Here is a 17,488-nt window from a genome sequence, read left to right on the forward strand (position 1 = left end):
CGGTGCACTCGAAAGCCGTAATGAGGTGGCGAACTTCATATTTTCGTGACTGAGTGTCAGTTATCGGAGAGAAAGGAGCAGGCATGTCCTCACAGCAGCGACGGGCCCGTCTGCGACGGCTGGCGGTCATCACCGTGACGGCCGCCGCGTCGGCCGCCCTGGCGGCGGGGCCGGGATTCGCGGCGGGGACGGCGCGGGTCACCGACCCTCCCGCTCCGGCGCCCACGACCGGCCCGGCCGCCCCTCCGGTCCCCGCCACCCCGCTCACGCCGACCCCGTCGGTCCCGACCACACCCACCCCGTCGGTCCCGGCCACACCCACCACGCCCACCACGCCCGCTCCGACGGCGACGTACGCCGCCTCGTTCGGCGCCTTCCTCGACTCCGGTGCCCCCGGCGTGGCCCGGATCGCCGACCTCAGCCGCTGGCTGGGCGGGGCCGACCTGCGCGTCGGTCACACCTACCTGCCAGGCGACCGCTGGTCCAACATCGAGGGCGGCCACGGCTTCCTCGACGTCTGGGCGGACTGGCGCGCGCAGAAGGCCGACCGGATGCTCGTCCTCAACGTGCCGATGATGGAGCGCAACGAGAACGACGTCTCCGACGAGGAAGTACGACTGCTGCTGCGCCGGGCCGCCACGGGCCGGTTCGACCACCACTTCCGCGCGCTCGCCGAGCGGCTGGTCGCGCTGAAGGCCCCGGACACGGTCATCGTGCTCGGCTGGGAGATGAACGGCACCACCTACACCCACCGCTGCGGCCCCGACCCGGAGGCGTGGAAGGCCTACTGGAACCGGATCGTCGCCACCATGCGTGCGGTGCCGGGGCAGAAATTCCGTTTCGACTTCGCTCCCAGCCGTGGCCGGGACGCCGTTCCCTGGACCGAGTGCTATCCCGGGGACGACACCGTCGACATCATCGGAATGGACTCGTACGACCAGCCGCGCGGACTGTCCTTCGAGCAGCAGGTGAAAGAGCCGTACGGCCTTCAGGCGCAGGTGGACTTCGCCAAGGCCCACAAGAAACCCATTTCCTATCCGGAATGGGGGCTCTTCCGCAACGGCGACAATGCCGAGTACATGCGGGACATGCTCGCGTGGATGGACGCGCACAAGCCGCTGTACAACACGGTGACCGACTACTGCCCGCACGGCGTCTGGCAGTGCGCCGACAACCCCAGGTCGTCGGAGGTCTACCGGTCCGTGCTCACCGGCCGCACCGGGGAGCCGACTCCGGAGCCGACCAAGCCCACCACGCCGACACCGACCCCGAAACCCACCCCCACTCCCGCGCCCAGCTGTTCGCCGCTGAACCTGGGCGACTGGGTCGAGTACTGGCTCGGCGGGAAGCTGTGCCTGCGCCTCGACTGGTGGTCGCGCACCCGGTGAACCCCGGCGGGCGGCGGGTCGGTCACGGCCCGTCGCCACCGCGCTCCCTCCACCGTCGCACCAGTTCCTTGCCCCGCCGCCGGGCCGCCACGTCGCCGAGGGCCGCCGACAGCAGCGGGGCCGTGCGCCGCCGGGCGAGCAACAGCCGCTGGTTGCCGACCTGTTCCGGACGCCAGTGGCGTTTGTACGGCTCGTCGCCGCGGAGCAGGCTCAGGGTGTCCCGCCCGTCGCCGCGGGCCTGCTCGGCGCACGCGTCGAGCAGCATCACCGCCACGTCCGCCTTGCGTTCGCGCAGGCACGGGTGGGCGCCGTAGAGGTAGCCGCCCGCGAGCCGCCGGGACAGCAGGGTCAGGTCGACGGCCACCACGTCGTCCTCCAGCCGGAACTCGGTGACCACCGCGTCCCCGGACCGCACCATCGCCTCCACCGCCCGCACCAGGTGCTCGCTGAAGCGGGGACGCAGGTGCTCACCCGTCACCTTGCGTCCCTGCCACTGCAGCCGGTGCAGTTCGACGAGCCGGCGCAGCGCCTTGTCCACCTCGTCGGGCGGTACGACGTGCCGCTCGACGCCGAGCGCGGCGAGCTTGCGCAGCTTGGCGCGCACCCGCTGGGCCTTCGCCGAGGGCAGCCGGGCGACCAGTTCGTCCATGGGTACGGCGGGCAGCTCCAGGCACAGCGAGTCGTCCACCCGGCGGCGCGGGCCGCCCCACCGGGCGTACACCCCCTCGGCGGCGGCTCCGGGCCGGACCTCGCGCAGGTCGACCAGCGCGGTGCGGGCCGCCGACCAGAGCGCTTCGGTGAGCGCGCCCACCGCCTCCTCGCCGCGCTCGTCGTCCACCAGCACGTCCCCGTAGTCGGAGATCGCGCCGCCGAGCGGCACGAGCGCCGGCACCGGCCGCCGTACCCGCATCAGCGGGGCGGCGGCGACGAGGTCGTGGCCGTCGCGGACGAGCAGCAGGCGCAGCCGGCCGCGGCGGCCGTAGGACAGCCACCACGAGTGCAGCCAGGCGTGGCTCTGGAACGGGGTCGCCGCCGCGCACCCGCGGTACAACCGGCTCCACTGCGGGCCCAGTTCGGCGAATCCGGGCTCGTCGGTGACGACCTCGACGGAGTACTTCACAGCTGCCCGTGCACGTCGGCGGCGGTGGCCGGGCTCGGCACGGAGGCCGGCCGCCCGGGTGCGTCCGTGGTCCGACGGGGCCGGACCAGCAGCGCCAGGCCGCCCAGCAGACCGCCCGCGCTCGCCCCCACCAGCCCCGTCACCGCCGGGGACGCCGAGGACGGCTCCGTGGGTTTGACGGCGCGGGCGAACTGGCGCAGCTCCACGTCGGTGTCGGCCTTGGCGTCGTTGGCGTGCCGGGTCAGCGCCCGCGAGACGGCGTCGGCCATGTCGGCGGCGAGCTGCGGTTGCGAGGAGGTCGCCGTGATCGCCACCATCGGCGCGTCCGGTGAAGTCGCCGCCTGCACACTCGACTTCAGCGTCGGCACCGACACGCCCGCCCACACCTGGGCGTCCCCGAGCACCGCGAGCTGCGTGGCGACCCGTCCGTAGGCCTGCGCGAAACCGAGCGCGGTCGCGGAGTCGGACTTCTGCGTCGGTACGGCCACGACATAGCTGGTCGCCGTGTACGTAGGCGTCCTGACCAGGCCGTACGTGCCGCCGATCAGGCCGCCGGCGAGGGCGCCGACGGCGAGCAGGGACCAGGCCGGCAGGGACCTGGCCGGGCCGAGCGCGTGGGACGTGCGGCGGGGGCCGCTGGGGTTCTCGGTCATGAGGAACTGACTCCGTGAGGTGACGGGGGCGAGGAGTGGGCCGCCGCGTAGACGTCCATGAGCCGTGCTGCGCTGCGGGTGATGCTGTAGTGGTGGGCGGCCTCGGGCGCGGTGCGCGGGCGGGGGCCCTCGGCGCGGGCCGCGGCCAGTGCCCGGGCGAACGCCTCGGCGCCGCCGGTCACCCGGCGGGCGGCCGGCGCGGAGGTCGAGGGGAGGTCCTCGATCGCCGGGCAGGAGGCGTAGCGGACGGGCAGTCCGGAGGCCAGCGCCTCCACGACCGCCAGACCGAAGGCCTCCTCCGGGGACGGCGAGGCGAGCAGGTCCATCGCGAAGGTGAGCGAGGGCAGGTCGGGGCCGGGGGAGCCGTCGGCGACGTAGGGCCGTTCGCCGGTGAACAGGACGCGGTCGGCCACCCCGGCCTCGTGCGCGGTGCGCCGCAGGACGTGCTCCTCGGGCCCGCCCCCGACCAGCAACAGCCAGCAGTGGTCCGGCAGTTGCGCGAGGGCGTGGATGAGCACGTCGAACCGCTTGGCCCCGGTGAGCCGGCCGATGCCGCCGACGACGTAGGCGTCCTCCGGCAGGCCCAGCCGCTGCCGGGTGCGCAGCCGCTGGGCCGCGTCGAAGCGGAAGCGGGTCAGGTCGATGCCGTTCGGGACGACCTCGATGCGCGGCGCGGGCACCCCCCAGCGCCTGAGCCGCTCGGCGACCGTGGGGGAGACGGCGACGGTGGACCGGCCGAGCCGCTCGCTGGCCAGGTACAGGGCGCGGACGCCCGCGGTGAGCCTGCGTCCCTCCATCTGGGTGTCGCCGAGGGAGTGTTCGGTGGCGACGATCGCCCTGACACCCGCGAGCCGCGCGGCGAGCCGGCCGTAGACGCAGGCCCGGTAGAGGTGGGTGTGCACGAGGTCGTAGCGGCCCTGGCGGATGAGCCGGACCAGGCGGGGCAGGGCGCCGAGGTCGCGGTTGCCGGCCATGCCGAGGTGGGTGACCCGTACCCCGTCCGCGGTGAGCCCATCGGCGACGGCGCCCGGGTTGGTCAGGGTCACCACGTCGCTGTCGACGGGCAGGTGGCGCAGCAGGAGCCGTAGTTGCTGCTCGGCTCCGCCCACTCCGAGGCCGGTGATGACATGCAGGCTCCGCATGTCACAAGCCCTCGACGGGACGGCGGCGCAGGCGGTGCAGCCGGTGTTTGAGGTAGAGCCGTACGGCGTTGTCCTCCTGCCCGATGTGGAGACGGGGGAGGGCGAGCGGGCCGGTGAGCGGGCCGGGGTCGATGGCGCAGGCGTACCGGTACCCGGCTTCCCCGACGGCGTCGACGGCCCGTCGGTCGAGCGAGCCGTAGGGGTAGCAGAAGCCGTCGACCGGGGCGCCGAGCAGGTCCTCCAGCAGGGCCCGGCTCTCCACGGCCTCGGCCTTCACACGGTCGTCGTCCGCCTTGGTCAGGTCGGTGTGCGTCAGCCCGTGCGAGCCGATCTCGATGCCCGCCGCGGCCGCCTCACGGATGCCGTCCGCGGTCAGCAGCGGCTTGCGCGGGCCGAGCGGGTCCCAGGCGTTGTCACCGCCGAGCCGGCCCGGCAGCACGAACAGGGTGGCGCCGAAACCCAGGCGCCGCAGCACCGGCAGGGCGTCGGTGAGGAAGTCGGCGTAGCCGTCGTCGAAGGTGAGCCCGACCAGGTCGCCGCCCCGGCCGCTTGCGCGCGCAGCCAGCAGGTCGGCCACGGACACGCCCCGAAGGCCGCGCCCGGCCAGCCACCTCAGCTGCCGCTCGAACCGGTCGGGAGTGACGGTGACGCGGTACGGGTCGTTCGAGCGGTCGCCCACCGAGTGGTACATGGCCACCCAGAGCACGGGGCGTTGCCGGCGTGGAGGGGCCTCGGGCGCCGTACGGGTGCGGTCGGAGTCAGCGGCCATGGGGGAGCCTTCGGGTGACGGCACGGGTGGCGGCCCGTACGGAACGGAGTGCGGAGGCGCAGCCCTGGGCGTCCAGGGCCAGGCCGAGCACGAGGAACACGGCGCCCACGGTCGCCGCCCCGGCCACGAGTGCCGGCAGCGGCGCCGGGACCAGGCCCGCGACGAGCCAGCCCGCCGGTGTCGCGACCGCGGCCGCGCGCACCGGCCGGCCGACCCCTCTGAGCACCTCGCGGACCCGCACCGGGATGCCGCGGTGGCGACCCCGGTGCGTCGTGCCCATGCCGGCGAGGAGCAGGGCGGCCGTCACCGTGATGCCGGAGGCGTTGGCGGCGGCGATCCCGGACACGCCCCACGGGCCCACCGCCCACGCGCCGAACCACGAGGTGACGACGATGCCGCCGGCCATCGCGCAGACCGGGTACCAGGTGGCGCGGCCCGCCGAGAAGTACGAGCGGATCAGCACGCCGACCAGGGTCTGGCCGAGCAGCCCGAGGGCGTACACGCGCATGACGCCGGCGGTCGCCGCCGTGTCGCGGGCGGTGAACGCGCCCCGCTGGAAGAGGACTTCGATGATCTGCGGGGCGCATGCGATCACCGTGGCCGCGCCGAGCAGCACCGTGCACGCGGCCAGCGCCAGATCCCGCTCCACGCGGCCGCGGGCCCGCTCGGTGTCGCCGTCGGCCAGCGCCCGCGCGACCACCGGGAAGGTGACCGTGCACAGCATCAGCGACAGCGTCATCGGGATCTGGGCGACCTTCTGCGCGTAGTTCAGGTGCGAGATGGCCCCGGCCGGGAGGGTGGAGGCGAGGAAGCGCTCGACCAGGACCTGGGACTGCCGGCACAGCGCGAAGAGCAGGACGCTGGCGACCAGAGCCAGCGGCACCGCCCGCTCCGGATCCTGCGCGTCCTCCCGCGGGCCGACCGGTCCGCGACGCAACTGCCGCCACAGCGCCGGGAGCTGGACCGCCACCATCAAGGCCCCGCCCGCAGCGACACCCGCGGCGGCCGATCGCACCCCCCAGTGGCCGCCCAGCGCGAACATCGCCGTGATGATGGCGGTGTTGTACGCCACGTAGATCGCGCCCGGCATCAGAAAGCGCCGGTGCGCCCGCAGCATCGCGCTGCAGTACCCGGCGAGCCCGAAGCTCAGCACGCAGGTCGCGGTCAGCCGCGTGCAGTCCACGGCGAGAGCGGGATCGGGCAGGCCCGGCGCCAGGGCCTCGACGAGGTAGGGGGCGGTGGCGACGAGCAGCGCGGACGCGGCGGCGAAGCCGAGGGCGAGGCGGGGCAGGGTGGCGGCGACCAGCGCCCGGACCGGGTCTCCGGGCGCGCCCTGCGCCCGCCGGGACAGGGCCAGACTGAACGCGGGGATCAGCGCGAAGGCAAGCCCGTCCTCGATGAGCAGCGTGGCCGCGAACTCCGGCACGGTCCAGGCCACCAGGAAGGCGTCCGTCGCGCTGCCCGCCCCGAACAGCCGGGCCAGCGACTGGTCCCGCACCAGCCCGAGCAGGGCCCCGGCGATGGAGAGGGCGGCGGTGACCGCGGTGGCCTTGGCGAGGAAACGCCGTGAGACGGGAGCGAGTTCGGCCTCCTCGGCGGGCCGGGTCCGCGCCGCCGGAACGGCCGCCGTGCCCTCGGCGCCGGAGGTCCCCGCGCCCGGGGACGGCGTCACCGTCATACGGCGGACGCCTCTCGGGAACCGGCCAGCGCCCACCACGCCATCACCCCGAAGCACACCGCGGTCAGCACCGTCGAGGGCCCGCCGATGTCCGCGTACGCGAAGTCGGTCAGCTGCCACACCAGCAGCCCGCAGCCGACGAGCGCGCAGTCGAGCCCCGGCCCGTGCCGGCGCACCCGCGCCAGCCCCCGCAGCCCGCACACCAGCAGCGCCAGCCAGCTGCCCACCAGGGCGAGAAGCCCGATCAGGCCCTGTTCGGCCAGGACGAGGAAGTACATGTTGTGCGGGGACAGCAGGGGCTGCTTGCGGAAGGCGGCGCCCGCGCCCTCCGTGTCGCTGCCCGCGGACAGCGCCAGCGAGGCGTGCCCGTCGCGGTGCTCGGGGAAGCCCTTCAACCCCACACCGGTCAGCGGCCGTTCGCGCCACATGTCGACGGCCGCCGACCACATGGTGTACCGGTCGGTCACGGACTGGTCGGGCGCGTCGGTGACCCGCGTGATGCTGTCGACCCGCTCCTGCAGCTGCGCCGAACCGACGCCGAAGCCGCCCACCAGGATGACGCCGACGGCGGCCGCCGCGGCCCCCACCGCCAGCGCCCGCCGCAGCCCCGCCAGCACCAGCTGCGCCGTGCAGGTCACGCCCGTGGCGATCCACGCGCCCCGGCTGAAGGACAACGCGAGCGGCACGAGGAGCAGGAGCGCGCATCCGGCGGCAACCAGGCGCTGCCGTAAGGGCGTTCGGCCGAGGGCGAGCCCCAGCGCGCACACCAGCCCGAAGGAGACCACGGTCGCCATCCCCATCACGTCGGTCACCCCGAAGGTGCCGACGGCCCGGATGTCCCGGCCCTGGTAGGAGGCGCCGGTGCCGGTCAGGTACTGCTGCACCCCGATCGCGCCCTCCCAGCCGGCGAGGGCCACCAGCGCCCAGGCCAGCAGCCGGAAGTCGCTCCGGTCCCTGACGAGCAGCAGCACGGCCGCCGGGACGAGCACGAAGACCTGCAGATAGCGGCCGAGGCCGGCGAGCCCCGCCGTCGCCGTGGACGCCCCCGTCGCCGCGACGGCCAGCCCCACCACGGGCAGGCCGAGGATCACGGCCGCCCCGCGCGACAGGGGCCGGCGCCGCTCCCGCAGCAGCCGGACCACGCAGTACAGCACCACCAGGCCGGACACCGCGTCGGCCGGTCCCGCACCGCCTTCGGCGGTCGGCGCCACCGGCAGCGCCAGCAGGGCGACGACGGCCAATACCGGCAGGACGGGGGAGAGCCGCCGGGCCGGTGGCACCGTCAGCGCGTGACTCATCCGCGCTCAGCTCCCCGTCGGACGCACGAGCGTGGCCGCGGTGCGCAGCAGGATGCAGATGTCCTGCCACAGCGACCAGTCGTCGATGTAGGCGTTGTCGAACCGGCAGCGGTCCTCGATCGAGGTGTCACCGCGCAGCCCGTGGACCTGCGCGAGGCCGGTGATACCGGTCCGCATCCGGTGGCGGGCCGCGTAACCGGGGTAGGTCTGGCTGAACTTGTGCACGAAGTAGGGGCGTTCGGGACGCGGTCCGACCAGGCTCATGTCGCCCCGCAGGACGTTCCACAGCTGGGGCAGCTCGTCCAGGGAGGTGCGCCGCATCAGCCGGCACAGCCACGGCATGTCGTGCTCGTTCGCCACGCTCCAGCGGGTCGCCGCCTCGTGCGCGTCCACCGGCCGGTGCGTGCGGAACTTCAGCAGGGTGAACGGCTTGCCGTCCTTGCCGATCCGCTCCTGCCGGAAGATGACGCCCGGCCCGCTGCTCAGCCGCAGCGCGACGGCGCACCCCAGCAGCAGCGGACCGGCGAGCAGCAGCAGCGTCCCCGACACGGCCACGTCCAGCGCCCGCTTGCCGGCACTGCCCCGGCGCCGCGAGCCCATCACCAGACGCCGGCAGGAGAACCCGGCGAGCCGCTGTCCCGCCTCGTACGACGGCGAGTTCGCGTCGATCTCCCACACCGTGCAGCCCGACTCGGCGAGCGCCCGCAGCAGCGGCCCCTGCCGGGACCGTACCGACGGGTGCACGGTCAGCACGTCGCGTACGCCGTTCTGGACGAGCGCCCGCTCCACCGCCTCGCCGGTCGTCAGCACCGGCAGGCCCTCGCCGCCGTCCGGCTGCTCGGCGACGATCCCCACCGGCCGCACCCCGCACCGCGGGTGGCGCAGCACGGCCGCGGCCACGCGCTGGGCGGTCGCCGCCGGACCGATGACGAGGGCGGCGCGCGGGCGGGCGAGCAGGGCCACGCGCTGCTGCCGGCGCACCGCGCCACGGCCCGCGCAGCCGGCCGCGGACTGCAGCAGGAAGCCCAGGACGAGGGTCGCAGGGCCGAGCGCCCGGTCCGTGTCGTACGAGGCCACCGCGGCGGCGAGGACCAGCCAGGCGACGCCGGTCCGGGCGCAGACGGCGGGCAGTTCGTCGAGGATCCCGGTCACCGCCGCGGACGCCTGGGGGCGCAGCAGTATCGACGCGGTCACCAGCAGTGCCACGAGCAGCGGCCGGCGCTGGGCCTCGCCGAGCGCGAGCGCCCCCGCCAGGGCCGCGAGAAGGTCCGCGGTGAGCAGGGGAAGCGGTGAGGAGGGGCGGGCCGGGGGGCGGCGGGCGGGGAACCGGAAACCGGCCGCCGGGCCGCGCGGCGGCAGGACCGATACGGGCGAGAATCCGAGGTCCCGTGCCTGCCCGCCGGGGGAGGGAACGGTGCTTTCCGCGGTCACGAGTGGATGGGCTCCCTGCACTCGGTGGACACGTAGCGCGCGGCGGGCTCGGCGCCGAGCAGGCCGCGGTACAGGTCCGCCACCGCCTCGGTCGTGCGCCGCACGTCGTGCGTGGACAGGACGTAACGGCGCCCCCGGCGGCCGAGCGACTCGCGCAGCGACGGGTCGAGCAGCAGTCCGGCGACGGCGGCGGCCAGCACCGACGGCTTCTCCGGGGGCACCAGGCAGCGGTCGGCGAGCGCGGACGGCAGGCTCTCCCGGGCGCCGTCCACGTCCGTCACCACCACGGGTCGGCCGCAGGCCATCGCCTCCAGCGGGGCGAGCGCCATGCCCTCCCAGCGGGACGGCAGGACGACCAGATCGGCGGCCTGGTACCAGGGCACGACGTCGGCGAAGGACCCGGCGAACACCACCGGTCCGGGGGCCGCGGCACGCAGCCTCTCCCGCTCCGGCCCGTCACCGACCAGCACCAGCCGGGCGTCCGGCACGCGCCGCAGCACCGCCTCCCAGGCCCGCAGCAGGACGTCCTGCCCCTTCTGCCGGCACAGCCGTCCGACGCACACCACGAGCGGCGCGGCCGGATCGACGTCGGGAAGCAGACCGGCCCGTACGGCGTGCGCGGTCGCGGGACAGAAGCGCTCGGTGTCGACCCCGTTGGGGATCACGCTCCAGCGCCCCCGGATGCCGGCCCGCAGGCCCGTCCGGCGCTCCGCCTCGCTGACGCAGACCGTCCGCGAGGACCAGCGCGCCGCGCGCCGCTCCCACTGGAGCGCGAGGGCCGCCGTGGCCCCGCCGACCGCCTCGAACGACCAGGCGTGCGGCTGGAACACGGTCGGAATCCGCCCCCGTACGGCGAGCCGCCCGGCCAGCCCGGCCTTCGCGCTGTGCGCGTGCACCAGATCGGGCCGTACGTCCTCGATCACCCGGGCGAGCCGGCGTACCTCTCGAACGAGTGTCGGGCCCGGGGAGCGTGTCGCCTCCCAGGGGCGTACGTCCGCGCCCAGGGCCCGCAGGCCGTCATCGAGGGGGCCGGCCGGACAGGCGACCGTGACGTTCAGACCGGCGGCGAGCTGGGCCCGCGCCAGGTCCGTCACCACCCGGGCGACCCCGCCGTCCACGGGCTGCGTGAGGTGCAGGACCCGCGGCCCGGGGCCGGTAGCTGACTGGTGCATTGCGGGGCTTCCTCGCTCACGGACGTGCTCGGGACGGCGGAACGCGTCTACTGCCGGGCGTCGACGGCGACGAAGAGCGCGCCGGCCCATGCCGCGTCCCGCTGGGAAACGAGCCGGAAGGCCAGCTGGTCACCGCCACGCCGCAGAGCGGTGCCCAGTTCGAACACGTCCGAGTCGTAGCCGAGCGTGTTCGCGTAGGAGGGCTCGCGCTCCGGCGCGGACGCCCCTGCCTCGGAGATCGTCGAGTTCAGGACGTCATCGCGCGGGTCGGCCGGGGTGGTGAGGGCGGTCGTCCGTCCGGGGCCGGTGGACACCGTGACCGAATCACCCGTACGGCCGCGGTCGCCGTCGTACGCGACGAGCCCCGCCCGGCCGGCGCCGTGTGCCGGCAGCCGCAGTCCCCGCAGCCGGACCTCCTGGCCGGTACGGCCGTTCAGGGTCTCGAAGCCGTCCCAGAGGGCGAGGTGCCGCAGCGGCTGCCGGGGGTTGTCGTAGGCCACCACCAGCGTCCAGCCGCCCCACGCCCCGGCCGCCGACCTCCCCATCGCCGCGTTGACCTGCGCCACGGTGTACATCCCCGAACCGCTGTCCCGGACCAGCTTCGTGACGGCCGCCGAGGCCTGGAAGGCGTCCGCTCCCTGTGCCACCCGGTGGCCCACCACCGTGTCGGCGAGGAGGGCCTTGTACGCCCCGCCCGGTTCGGCGATCAGCACCCGCCCGTTGTCCCGCGGCGGCTTCTGCTCGCCCACGCGCAGGTTCCCGCCCCAGTACAGGCGCGCGTACGTCACCCGGGAGCCCGCGGGCAGCCGGACCTCGGCACGGGAGGAGTTGTAGGTGTTGGGGTCGTCGTCGACGTCGACGTAGAACATGTCGAAGGCGTCGTTGGCGCCGCTGCCGCCCGCTCGGACCGTGGGGCACGAGGGTGCGGCGGCGATGCCGGTGGTGCGGCAGCTGACGGAGGTGTTGGCCGCGCGCACGATGCCGCCGTGCTGGAGCGCGCGGTACCGCTCGGTGAACGGCAGGCGCTGGGCCTGAGCGGCCGGCGGGGCCGGTGCGGCCACCTCGGCGTGGGCCGGTCCGCACAGGGCGACCAGGGCGGCGAATCCCGCCGTCGCGCGGCGCAGCAGCGGGACCGGGGAAGTACGCATGACCGGCGGTGCCCTTTCCGGAGACGACGGCGCACGGTCCGGGCGAAGTACCGCCCGCGGGGCGCCGGGAGGCCGCAACTCTAGCCGCTTTCCCGACTAATCAGGTGAAAACGGTCAGTTGTGTCGGATCGGTGAAGTCGGGCTCCGGACAGTTCACCCCATCGGCGGCACAACCCGCGTGGGCGTCACGCGTTGACACAGCGCCGGGCATCCGCCCGGGTGTTTGCAACAACCCAAGGAGCACCTCTCCATGTCGCGTATCGCGAAGGGCCTGGCCCTGACCTCCGTTGCCGCCGCGGCCGTCGCCGGTGGTGCGGGCATCGCCGCCGCCGACAGTGACGCGCACGGCGCCGCCGCTCACTCCCCGGGCGTGCTGTCGGGCAACGTCGTTCAGGTTCCGGTCCACGTTCCGGTCAACGTCTGCGGCAACACCGTCGACGTCATCGGCCTGCTGAACCCGGCGTTCGGCAACCAGTGCGAGAACGACTGACGTTCGCGCGTCACTTCCCCGGCCGGCCGCCCTCCCGTTCTTCCTCCACGGGGGCGCGGCCGGTCCGCTTTCCCTCGAACGGGCGATGCGGGTGAAGGCCCGCGGCATTGGCCCGAACACCGCTCCGGTTGCAGGGCGCAAGGGGTGAATTCACGGTGGGCGTAGATCCGACGCTCATCGAAAGGAACACCCATGCGTGCTCTGCCCGCACGGCGCATCGCGTCCACCGCACTCTGCGCCGCCCTCCTGGTCGGCATCGCCGCTCCGGCCGCCGTCGCCGCCGGCCCGGCCGCGGAGCGCGCCCACGCGGAGTCCCGCACGCCCGTCCCCGGCGCGGACACGCTCCTCGGTCAGGTGCAGAGCCTGTCCGGACTCGGCGGCGTGCTCACCCCCGTCACCGACCTGCTGTCCTCCGTCCTCCAGGCCGACAACGGCCGGCTCTCCGACACCGAGGCGGCCGAGCTCTCCACCGCCGTGAAGGACGCCATCGCGAAGGTCACCGCGGCGATGCCGACGGCACCGAGCACCGCGACCACGCCGACCCCGCCCACGACGCCGGCCGCACCCGCGACGCCCGCGGCGTCGACCCCGCCCGCGACCCCGGCCACGCCCGCGCCGCCCCTCACGCCCGCGACGCCGGTGCTCCCCGCCGCCGCGCAGGCCACCACGCTGCCGGCGCTCGTCAAGAGCGGCACGGACGTCGGGGCGCCCTCGTCCGACGTGCTCCAGGACGCGCTGGCGTCGCTGCGGAAGGCCATCGACGATCTGGTCGCGGCGGCGACCACCGGCGACGCCGACGAGGCCGCCTCCGCCGTCGACGCCTCCGTGACGGGACTAGTCAACGCCATCGCCGCGACCCTGCTCGACGGCAAGCTGCCCGCACCGACGCTGACCGGCCTGCCCAGCGTGCCGGCGGCCGGCCTGCCGAACTGACACCGGGATCTCATATGAGGACTCGGCAGGGGAGTTTCCGCGCCGGACGCCCCTCGTTGGACATGGCGTCAGAATCCCCTGGGTGACGTGAGTTGCCGATGAAAGGAACACGATGAAGACCCTCAAGGCCGCCGCCGTCATTGCCGGTTCCCTGGTCCTCGCCGGTGCCGCAGCGCCCGCGTTCGCCTACAACAGCGCCGACCTCACGCCGACCAGCCTCAACGGGGCCGTGAACGCGCTCACCAAGGGTCCCATCGACGTCATGCCGCTGCAGCACCAGTCGGACTCGCTCGACACCGAGAACAAGGACTCCGCGCTCAGCACCGTCAGCGGCGCGACGAAGACGCTGAACAACAACGGCGGAATCGTCGGCGCCCTGCCCGCCCTGGGCGGCTGAGACCTCCTCGTCGGAAACCCGGGACACCCCGGGAAAGGCCGATTCCGGGTGGCCTCGCGTCGGGCCACGGGATCGGCCTTCGCGCTGTTCGAGCCCCGTCCCTCGTTCGTGTGGACACCCGGCCGGCCCTCGCCCAGTCGGGTGAGAACGCGTCAGGTCGCCGTCGAGGCCGTCGATATGGTCGCCCGGTGACCTCAACCTCAAGCGAAACCCGGCCCTTCCGCTCCGCCGACCTCGGCACGCTCGTCGTCCTCCCCTGGAGCGGCGAGAACGCCGCCGGCGTCGACATCCCCCACCTTCTGGTGTGCTCCCTGGGGAACGCCGAGGGCGGCCCGGAGACGACGTCCGCCGCCGTCGAGCGGCTGCTGACGGACAACGGTCTGCCGGTCGGCCGGGAGCTCGTCGACGGCATCGCCCGGCCCAGCCTGCCGGTCAGCATGCTCGTCGTCGCGGGCCAGGCCGTCGTCACCATGCCGGGTCTGCGGGCCCAGTGCACCGTGCCGCCGGAGTGGCTCGAGGCGGTCGCGGCACGCGGCTTCGCCTACCTGATCTTCACCACGCGCCCCTGGCCGGAGGCCGAACTCGGCAAGTCCGTCGAGCCCGAGCAACTGGCGGAGTTCGTCAACGCCGACGAGACCCTGGACGCCGCCGCGCACCTCGTACTGCCGGCCCGCAGCCTGCGCGCCTGACGCCGTGACCGCGGGGCAGCCCGCCCGCGAGCCGGCCCGCACCTCGGGCGGCGGCCGCGCCTTCGCCCTGCTGCTGGTGGTCACCGGCGCGGCCGGACTGCTGGCCTCCTGGGTCATCACCCTCGACAAGTTCAAGCTGCTCCAGAACCCGGACTTCACCCCCGGCTGCAGCCTGAACCCCGTGGTGTCCTGCGGCAGCGTCATGAAGAGCGACCAGGCCTCGGCCCTGGGGTTCCCCAACCCGATGCTGGGCCTGGCCACCTACGGCATCGTCGTCTGCGTCGGCATGAGCGTCCTCGCCGGCGCCCGCTTCCCCCGCTGGTACTGGCTGACCTTCGACGCCGGATGCCTGTTCGGGATCGGGTTCGTGTCCTGGCTGCAGTTCCAGTCCCTGTACCGGATCAACGCCCTGTGCCTGTGGTGCTGTCTGGCGTGGGTCGCCACGATCTGGCTGTTCTGGTACGTCACCTCGCATGCCGTGCGCCACCGGTTCCTGCCCGCGCCGGCGGCGGTACGGACGTTCTTCGACGAGTTCGCCTGGGCGCCCCCGCTGCTGCACACCGGGGTCGTCGGCATGCTGGTCCTCACCCGCTGGTGGGACTTCTGGACGAGCTGACCGACGGACGTCGGTTCGTCGTACTACTGCGGCACTCGGGGGATTCTTGCGCTGGTCGGCGGCCCAGCATCGTTACCCGGTACGGACGTTGAGCCTCCGAACCCTGGAAGGGACCGCACCTGTCATGAAGTCGACCACCCGAGGAACCCTTGCCGCCGTCGTCACCGGCGTCGCGGCCGCCGTAGGGGCGGCCGCCCCCGCCGCGGCGGTCGGCACGGTCCCGGTCCCCGTGCCGCTGAAGGGCGCGGAGAAGACCCTCAACATGGAGCTGCCGAGCGTCAGCGGCGAGATCCCGCTGCCGAAGCCGGGCAAGCCGGACGGTCCCCAGTTCGTCGAGGGCCGGCTCCTCCCGGCGCGTACCCTGCCGCAGCTGCCGATCACCGGCGGCCTGCCCGGCGCCGGCCTGCGCGCGCCCGTGCCGCACGCCCTCGGCGACTCCTTCGACCACGTGGGCGTCGAGGCCCCCGCCTCCGACCTGCGCACCCTGGCGCCCGGCCTGACCGTGGACGCCCCGCTGACCCGGCCGAACCCCGGCAACTTCGGTCTGCCGGACGCCAAGCTGCCGCAGGCGGGCCTCCTCGCCCCGGTCCTGCAGACCGTGCCCGGCGCCGACCTGGGCCTGGGCCCGGGGCTGTAGGGCCGCGCCGACGCCTCGCTCCCCGCGCGCGCCCCGGGGTCCGGGAACCGGGGGCCCGGGCCCGCGGGGGTGACCAGGCGGCCCCTCGGACGGTTACCGGTGTGTACATCGCAACCGGACGAGGAGCACACGATGGTCGTCAGTGTCGGCAGGGAAGCGGTGCGGGCCGAACAGGAGGCGACGAGACCCCGGCCGGCGCCGCCCGCCCGGCGGGCCGCGCTGCGCGGGCTGCTCGCCACGGCCGTGGCCGCCGTCACCGTGGTCCCCGTCGTCGCCGCCTCCCGGTTCGGGCACCGGGCCGGGCGCCCGGTGGAACCCCCCTTCGACTTCGACGAGGTCTACCGCGGCCGGCGCATCCGCGGCCGGCGGACCGTCGTCCCGCACGACGCCGTCGACGCCCACGCGTGGCAGGTCACCGTGGACGCCCGGCCCCTGCACCTGATGCGCCGCGCCGACGGCAGCTGGCTGAGCATGGTCGACCACTACTGCTCGTACCCGACCCCGCTGGAGGCGGCCCGCGCGGCCGTCGACGAACTGGGGCCGGGGGAACGGCTGCGCGCGACGGACGTCATGGCGGGCCGTTCGCACGCGGGGGGACACCATGGCGTACACGCGTAAGGACGTCACCACCCTCACCCGCACCGAACGGCGACGCTTCGTGGGGGCGCTGCTGGAGGTGAAACGGCGCGGAGTGTACGACGAGTTCGTGCGGACGCACATCGAGTACTACGTCCCCGACGGTGAATACGGCCTGCGTACGGCCCACATGGCGCCGTCCTTCCTGCCCTGGCACCGGCAGTTCCTGCTCGACCTGGAGCGGGCGCTGCGCCGGGTCGACCCGTCGGTGACCGTGCCGTACTGGGACTGGACGAAGGACCGCGGGACGACGTCGGCGCCCTGGACGGCGGACCTCCTCGGCGGCAACGGACGGCGCCTGGACCGGCGGGTCACCACCGGGCCGTTCGCCTACTCCGAGGGCAACTGGACCATCAAGGAGAACGTCACCGACGAGAAGTTCCTCACCCGGGACCTCGGCCGCGCGCGCGATCCGATCGACCTGCCCACGAGGAGCGAGCTGGAGTCGGCCCTGGCCGAGCCCGTCTACGACACCGCGCCCTGGGACTCCAGGTCGCGCAAGGGATTCCGCAACCGGCTGGAGGGCTGGGGGAGCGGGCGGGGCAGCGCCGCCTGGCGCAACCACAACCGGGTGCACCGGTGGGTCGGCGGGGTGATGGTCGGCGGCGCCTCCGTCAACGATCCGGTGTTCTGGCTGCACCACGCCTTCGTCGACCTGCAGTGGTGGCGCTGGCAGCAGCGGCACCGCGACGCCCGCTACCTGCCGGCGGCCGCGCCGGCGCCGGGCAGCGAGCAGTACCGGCGGATCGTCGCGCGGCACGAGAGGATGCCGCCGTGGGACGTGACGCCGGCCGAGCTGGAGGACGTCAGCCGGATCTACCGGTACGCCTGAGCGGCCGCGGAGGGGACCGGGACAGGGAGAGAGCCCCGGCGCCTGGGCGCCGGGGCTCCTGTGTGGCTGTACCGGCTGGTCAGCCGCCGTAGCCGTAGCCACCCTTGTCGTGGTCGCTGTTGTTCACGCAGCTGTTGCCGAACGCGGGGTTCAGCAGGCCGATCACGTTGACGGTGTTCCCGCACACGTTGACCGGGATGTGGACCGGGACCTGGACGAGGTTGCCCGACAGGACGCCGGGCGAACCGACGGCCGCGCCGTGGGCGCCCGCGTCAGCCATGGCCAGGCCGGCGCCGCTGAGCGCCACGGCCCCCGTGCCGAGGACGACTCCGGCTGCCTTCGCGATGCGAGACATCACGTACTCCTTCTGATTCGGTGAGCGCGGCGGCAGGACTCGCCGTCGCACTTACCCTTCAACGCCGTGGCTGACGGGGAGTCACGGCGATCACCGGTGCGTCA

Annotated in this window: 19 protein-coding genes; 9 read left to right on the top strand and 10 right to left on the bottom strand. The window is 74.3% G+C overall.

The annotated features are described in order from the left end of the window. Positions 1-83 precede the first annotated feature (83 nt). Positions 84-1,388 (top strand): glycoside hydrolase family 26 protein, encoded by a 1,305-nt coding sequence (locus ACIGDI_RS01420; protein WP_399888845.1) that lies wholly within the window; start codon positions 84-86, stop codon positions 1,386-1,388. A 22-nt stretch (positions 1,389-1,410) separates the two neighbouring features. Here ACIGDI_RS01420 and ACIGDI_RS01425 read toward each other — a convergent pair whose 3' ends face one another. From ACIGDI_RS01425 to ACIGDI_RS01465, 9 genes are read right to left on the bottom strand one after another with little or no spacing between them, the layout of a single operon-like run. Continuing rightward, entirely contained in the window at positions 1,411-2,508 is a 1,098-nt protein-coding gene (locus tag ACIGDI_RS01425) for a GNAT family N-acetyltransferase (RefSeq protein ID WP_399888848.1), read from the bottom strand. Beyond that, the gene (locus tag ACIGDI_RS01430) at positions 2,505-3,161 is read right to left on the bottom strand and encodes a lipopolysaccharide biosynthesis protein (RefSeq protein ID WP_399888851.1); all 657 of its coding nucleotides are present in this window, start codon (positions 3,159-3,161) and stop codon (positions 2,505-2,507) included. The genes ACIGDI_RS01425 and ACIGDI_RS01430 overlap by 4 nt, the downstream gene beginning before the upstream one ends. After that, on the bottom strand, positions 3,158-4,303 hold the full coding sequence (locus ACIGDI_RS01435; protein ID WP_399888854.1) for a glycosyltransferase: 1,146 nt from the start codon (positions 4,301-4,303) through the stop codon (positions 3,158-3,160). The genes ACIGDI_RS01430 and ACIGDI_RS01435 overlap by 4 nt, the downstream gene beginning before the upstream one ends. A gap of 1 nt (position 4,304) precedes the next feature. Continuing rightward, the gene (locus ACIGDI_RS01440) at positions 4,305-5,072 is read right to left on the bottom strand and encodes a polysaccharide deacetylase family protein (protein WP_399888857.1); all 768 of its coding nucleotides are present in this window, start codon (positions 5,070-5,072) and stop codon (positions 4,305-4,307) included. Beyond that, positions 5,062-6,750, bottom strand: coding sequence for a murein biosynthesis integral membrane protein MurJ (gene murJ, locus ACIGDI_RS01445; protein ID WP_399888860.1), 1,689 nt, complete (start codon positions 6,748-6,750; stop codon positions 5,062-5,064). The genes ACIGDI_RS01440 and murJ overlap by 11 nt, the downstream gene beginning before the upstream one ends. Further along, positions 6,747-8,048 carry an O-antigen ligase family protein gene (locus ACIGDI_RS01450; protein WP_399888863.1) on the bottom strand — a complete coding sequence of 434 codons (1,302 nt, stop codon included), beginning with the start codon at positions 8,046-8,048 and terminating at the stop codon, positions 6,747-6,749. The genes murJ and ACIGDI_RS01450 overlap by 4 nt, the downstream gene beginning before the upstream one ends. Before the next feature lie 6 nt (positions 8,049-8,054). Further along, positions 8,055-9,479 (bottom strand): exopolysaccharide biosynthesis polyprenyl glycosylphosphotransferase, encoded by a 1,425-nt coding sequence (locus ACIGDI_RS01455; protein WP_399888866.1) that lies wholly within the window; start codon positions 9,477-9,479, stop codon positions 8,055-8,057. Then, entirely contained in the window at positions 9,476-10,651 is a 1,176-nt protein-coding gene (locus ACIGDI_RS01460) for a glycosyltransferase (protein WP_399888869.1), read from the bottom strand. The genes ACIGDI_RS01455 and ACIGDI_RS01460 overlap by 4 nt, the downstream gene beginning before the upstream one ends. A 47-nt stretch (positions 10,652-10,698) precedes the next feature. After that, the gene (locus tag ACIGDI_RS01465; protein ID WP_399888872.1) at positions 10,699-11,799 is read right to left on the bottom strand and encodes a DUF3344 domain-containing protein; all 1,101 of its coding nucleotides are present in this window, start codon (positions 11,797-11,799) and stop codon (positions 10,699-10,701) included. A gap of 250 nt (positions 11,800-12,049) precedes the next feature. Between ACIGDI_RS01465 and chpG the strand changes: the two genes are divergently transcribed. The 8 genes from chpG to ACIGDI_RS01505 all read left to right on the top strand — a co-directional run bounded on the left by chpG (position 12,050) and on the right by ACIGDI_RS01505 (position 17,029). After that, the gene (gene chpG / locus ACIGDI_RS01470; RefSeq protein WP_058925214.1) at positions 12,050-12,289 is read left to right on the top strand and encodes a chaplin ChpG; all 240 of its coding nucleotides are present in this window, start codon (positions 12,050-12,052) and stop codon (positions 12,287-12,289) included. Between the two features lie 192 nt (positions 12,290-12,481). Next, positions 12,482-13,222, top strand: a complete 741-nt coding sequence (locus tag ACIGDI_RS01475) for a hypothetical protein (RefSeq protein ID WP_399888875.1) — start codon at positions 12,482-12,484, stop codon at positions 13,220-13,222. A gap of 112 nt (positions 13,223-13,334) precedes the next feature. Beyond that, the gene (locus tag ACIGDI_RS01480) at positions 13,335-13,619 is read left to right on the top strand and encodes a hypothetical protein (protein ID WP_399888878.1); all 285 of its coding nucleotides are present in this window, start codon (positions 13,335-13,337) and stop codon (positions 13,617-13,619) included. A gap of 188 nt (positions 13,620-13,807) precedes the next feature. Then, on the top strand, positions 13,808-14,308 hold the full coding sequence (locus tag ACIGDI_RS01485; RefSeq protein ID WP_399888880.1) for a DUF5949 family protein: 501 nt from the start codon (positions 13,808-13,810) through the stop codon (positions 14,306-14,308). A gap of 4 nt (positions 14,309-14,312) precedes the next feature. Next, positions 14,313-14,924 (top strand): vitamin K epoxide reductase family protein, encoded by a 612-nt coding sequence (locus ACIGDI_RS01490; protein WP_399888883.1) that lies wholly within the window; start codon positions 14,313-14,315, stop codon positions 14,922-14,924. Between the two features lie 124 nt (positions 14,925-15,048). Further along, positions 15,049-15,561 (top strand): hypothetical protein, encoded by a 513-nt coding sequence (locus tag ACIGDI_RS01495; protein WP_399888886.1) that lies wholly within the window; start codon positions 15,049-15,051, stop codon positions 15,559-15,561. 132 nt (positions 15,562-15,693) lie between these two features. Then, positions 15,694-16,179 carry a tyrosinase family oxidase copper chaperone gene (locus ACIGDI_RS01500; protein ID WP_399888889.1) on the top strand — a complete coding sequence of 162 codons (486 nt, stop codon included), beginning with the start codon at positions 15,694-15,696 and terminating at the stop codon, positions 16,177-16,179. After that, entirely contained in the window at positions 16,163-17,029 is an 867-nt protein-coding gene (locus ACIGDI_RS01505; protein WP_399888892.1) for a tyrosinase family protein, read from the top strand. The genes ACIGDI_RS01500 and ACIGDI_RS01505 overlap by 17 nt, the downstream gene beginning before the upstream one ends. A gap of 79 nt (positions 17,030-17,108) precedes the next feature. Here the strand turns inward: ACIGDI_RS01505 and ACIGDI_RS01510 are convergent, their stop codons facing one another. Beyond that, positions 17,109-17,384, bottom strand: a complete 276-nt coding sequence (locus ACIGDI_RS01510; protein ID WP_399888895.1) for a chaplin — start codon at positions 17,382-17,384, stop codon at positions 17,109-17,111. Between the last annotated feature and the right edge of the window lie 104 nt (positions 17,385-17,488).

The organism is Streptomyces sp. NPDC085900, assembly GCF_044540925.1.
Taxonomy (GTDB): Bacteria; Actinomycetota; Actinomycetes; order Streptomycetales; family Streptomycetaceae; genus Streptomyces; species Streptomyces gilvifuscus.

What these genes read in the sequence shown, in the direction of transcription:
- ACIGDI_RS01460 (WP_399888869.1), bottom strand. Translation starts at nt 10,651, where the DNA reads ATGCACCAGTCAGCTACCGGCCCCGGGCCGCGGGTCCTGCACCTCACG.
- ACIGDI_RS01475 (WP_399888875.1), top strand. Translation starts at nt 12,482, where the DNA reads ATGCGTGCTCTGCCCGCACGGCGCATCGCGTCCACCGCACTCTGCGCC.
- ACIGDI_RS01435 (WP_399888854.1), bottom strand. Translation starts at nt 4,303, where the DNA reads ATGCGGAGCCTGCATGTCATCACCGGCCTCGGAGTGGGCGGAGCCGAG.
- chpG (WP_058925214.1), top strand. Translation starts at nt 12,050, where the DNA reads ATGTCGCGTATCGCGAAGGGCCTGGCCCTGACCTCCGTTGCCGCCGCG.
- ACIGDI_RS01450 (WP_399888863.1), bottom strand. Translation starts at nt 8,048, where the DNA reads ATGAGTCACGCGCTGACGGTGCCACCGGCCCGGCGGCTCTCCCCCGTC.
- ACIGDI_RS01505 (WP_399888892.1), top strand. Translation starts at nt 16,163, where the DNA reads ATGGCGTACACGCGTAAGGACGTCACCACCCTCACCCGCACCGAACGG.
- murJ (WP_399888860.1), bottom strand. Translation starts at nt 6,750, where the DNA reads ATGACGGTGACGCCGTCCCCGGGCGCGGGGACCTCCGGCGCCGAGGGC.
- ACIGDI_RS01495 (WP_399888886.1), top strand. Translation starts at nt 15,049, where the DNA reads ATGAAGTCGACCACCCGAGGAACCCTTGCCGCCGTCGTCACCGGCGTC.
- ACIGDI_RS01480 (WP_399888878.1), top strand. Translation starts at nt 13,335, where the DNA reads ATGAAGACCCTCAAGGCCGCCGCCGTCATTGCCGGTTCCCTGGTCCTC.
- ACIGDI_RS01420 (WP_399888845.1), top strand. Translation starts at nt 84, where the DNA reads ATGTCCTCACAGCAGCGACGGGCCCGTCTGCGACGGCTGGCGGTCATC.
- ACIGDI_RS01510 (WP_399888895.1), bottom strand. Translation starts at nt 17,384, where the DNA reads ATGTCTCGCATCGCGAAGGCAGCCGGAGTCGTCCTCGGCACGGGGGCC.
- ACIGDI_RS01465 (WP_399888872.1), bottom strand. Translation starts at nt 11,799, where the DNA reads ATGCGTACTTCCCCGGTCCCGCTGCTGCGCCGCGCGACGGCGGGATTC.
- ACIGDI_RS01440 (WP_399888857.1), bottom strand. Translation starts at nt 5,072, where the DNA reads ATGGCCGCTGACTCCGACCGCACCCGTACGGCGCCCGAGGCCCCTCCA.
- ACIGDI_RS01500 (WP_399888889.1), top strand. Translation starts at nt 15,694, where the DNA reads ATGGTCGTCAGTGTCGGCAGGGAAGCGGTGCGGGCCGAACAGGAGGCG.
- ACIGDI_RS01430 (WP_399888851.1), bottom strand. Translation starts at nt 3,161, where the DNA reads ATGACCGAGAACCCCAGCGGCCCCCGCCGCACGTCCCACGCGCTCGGC.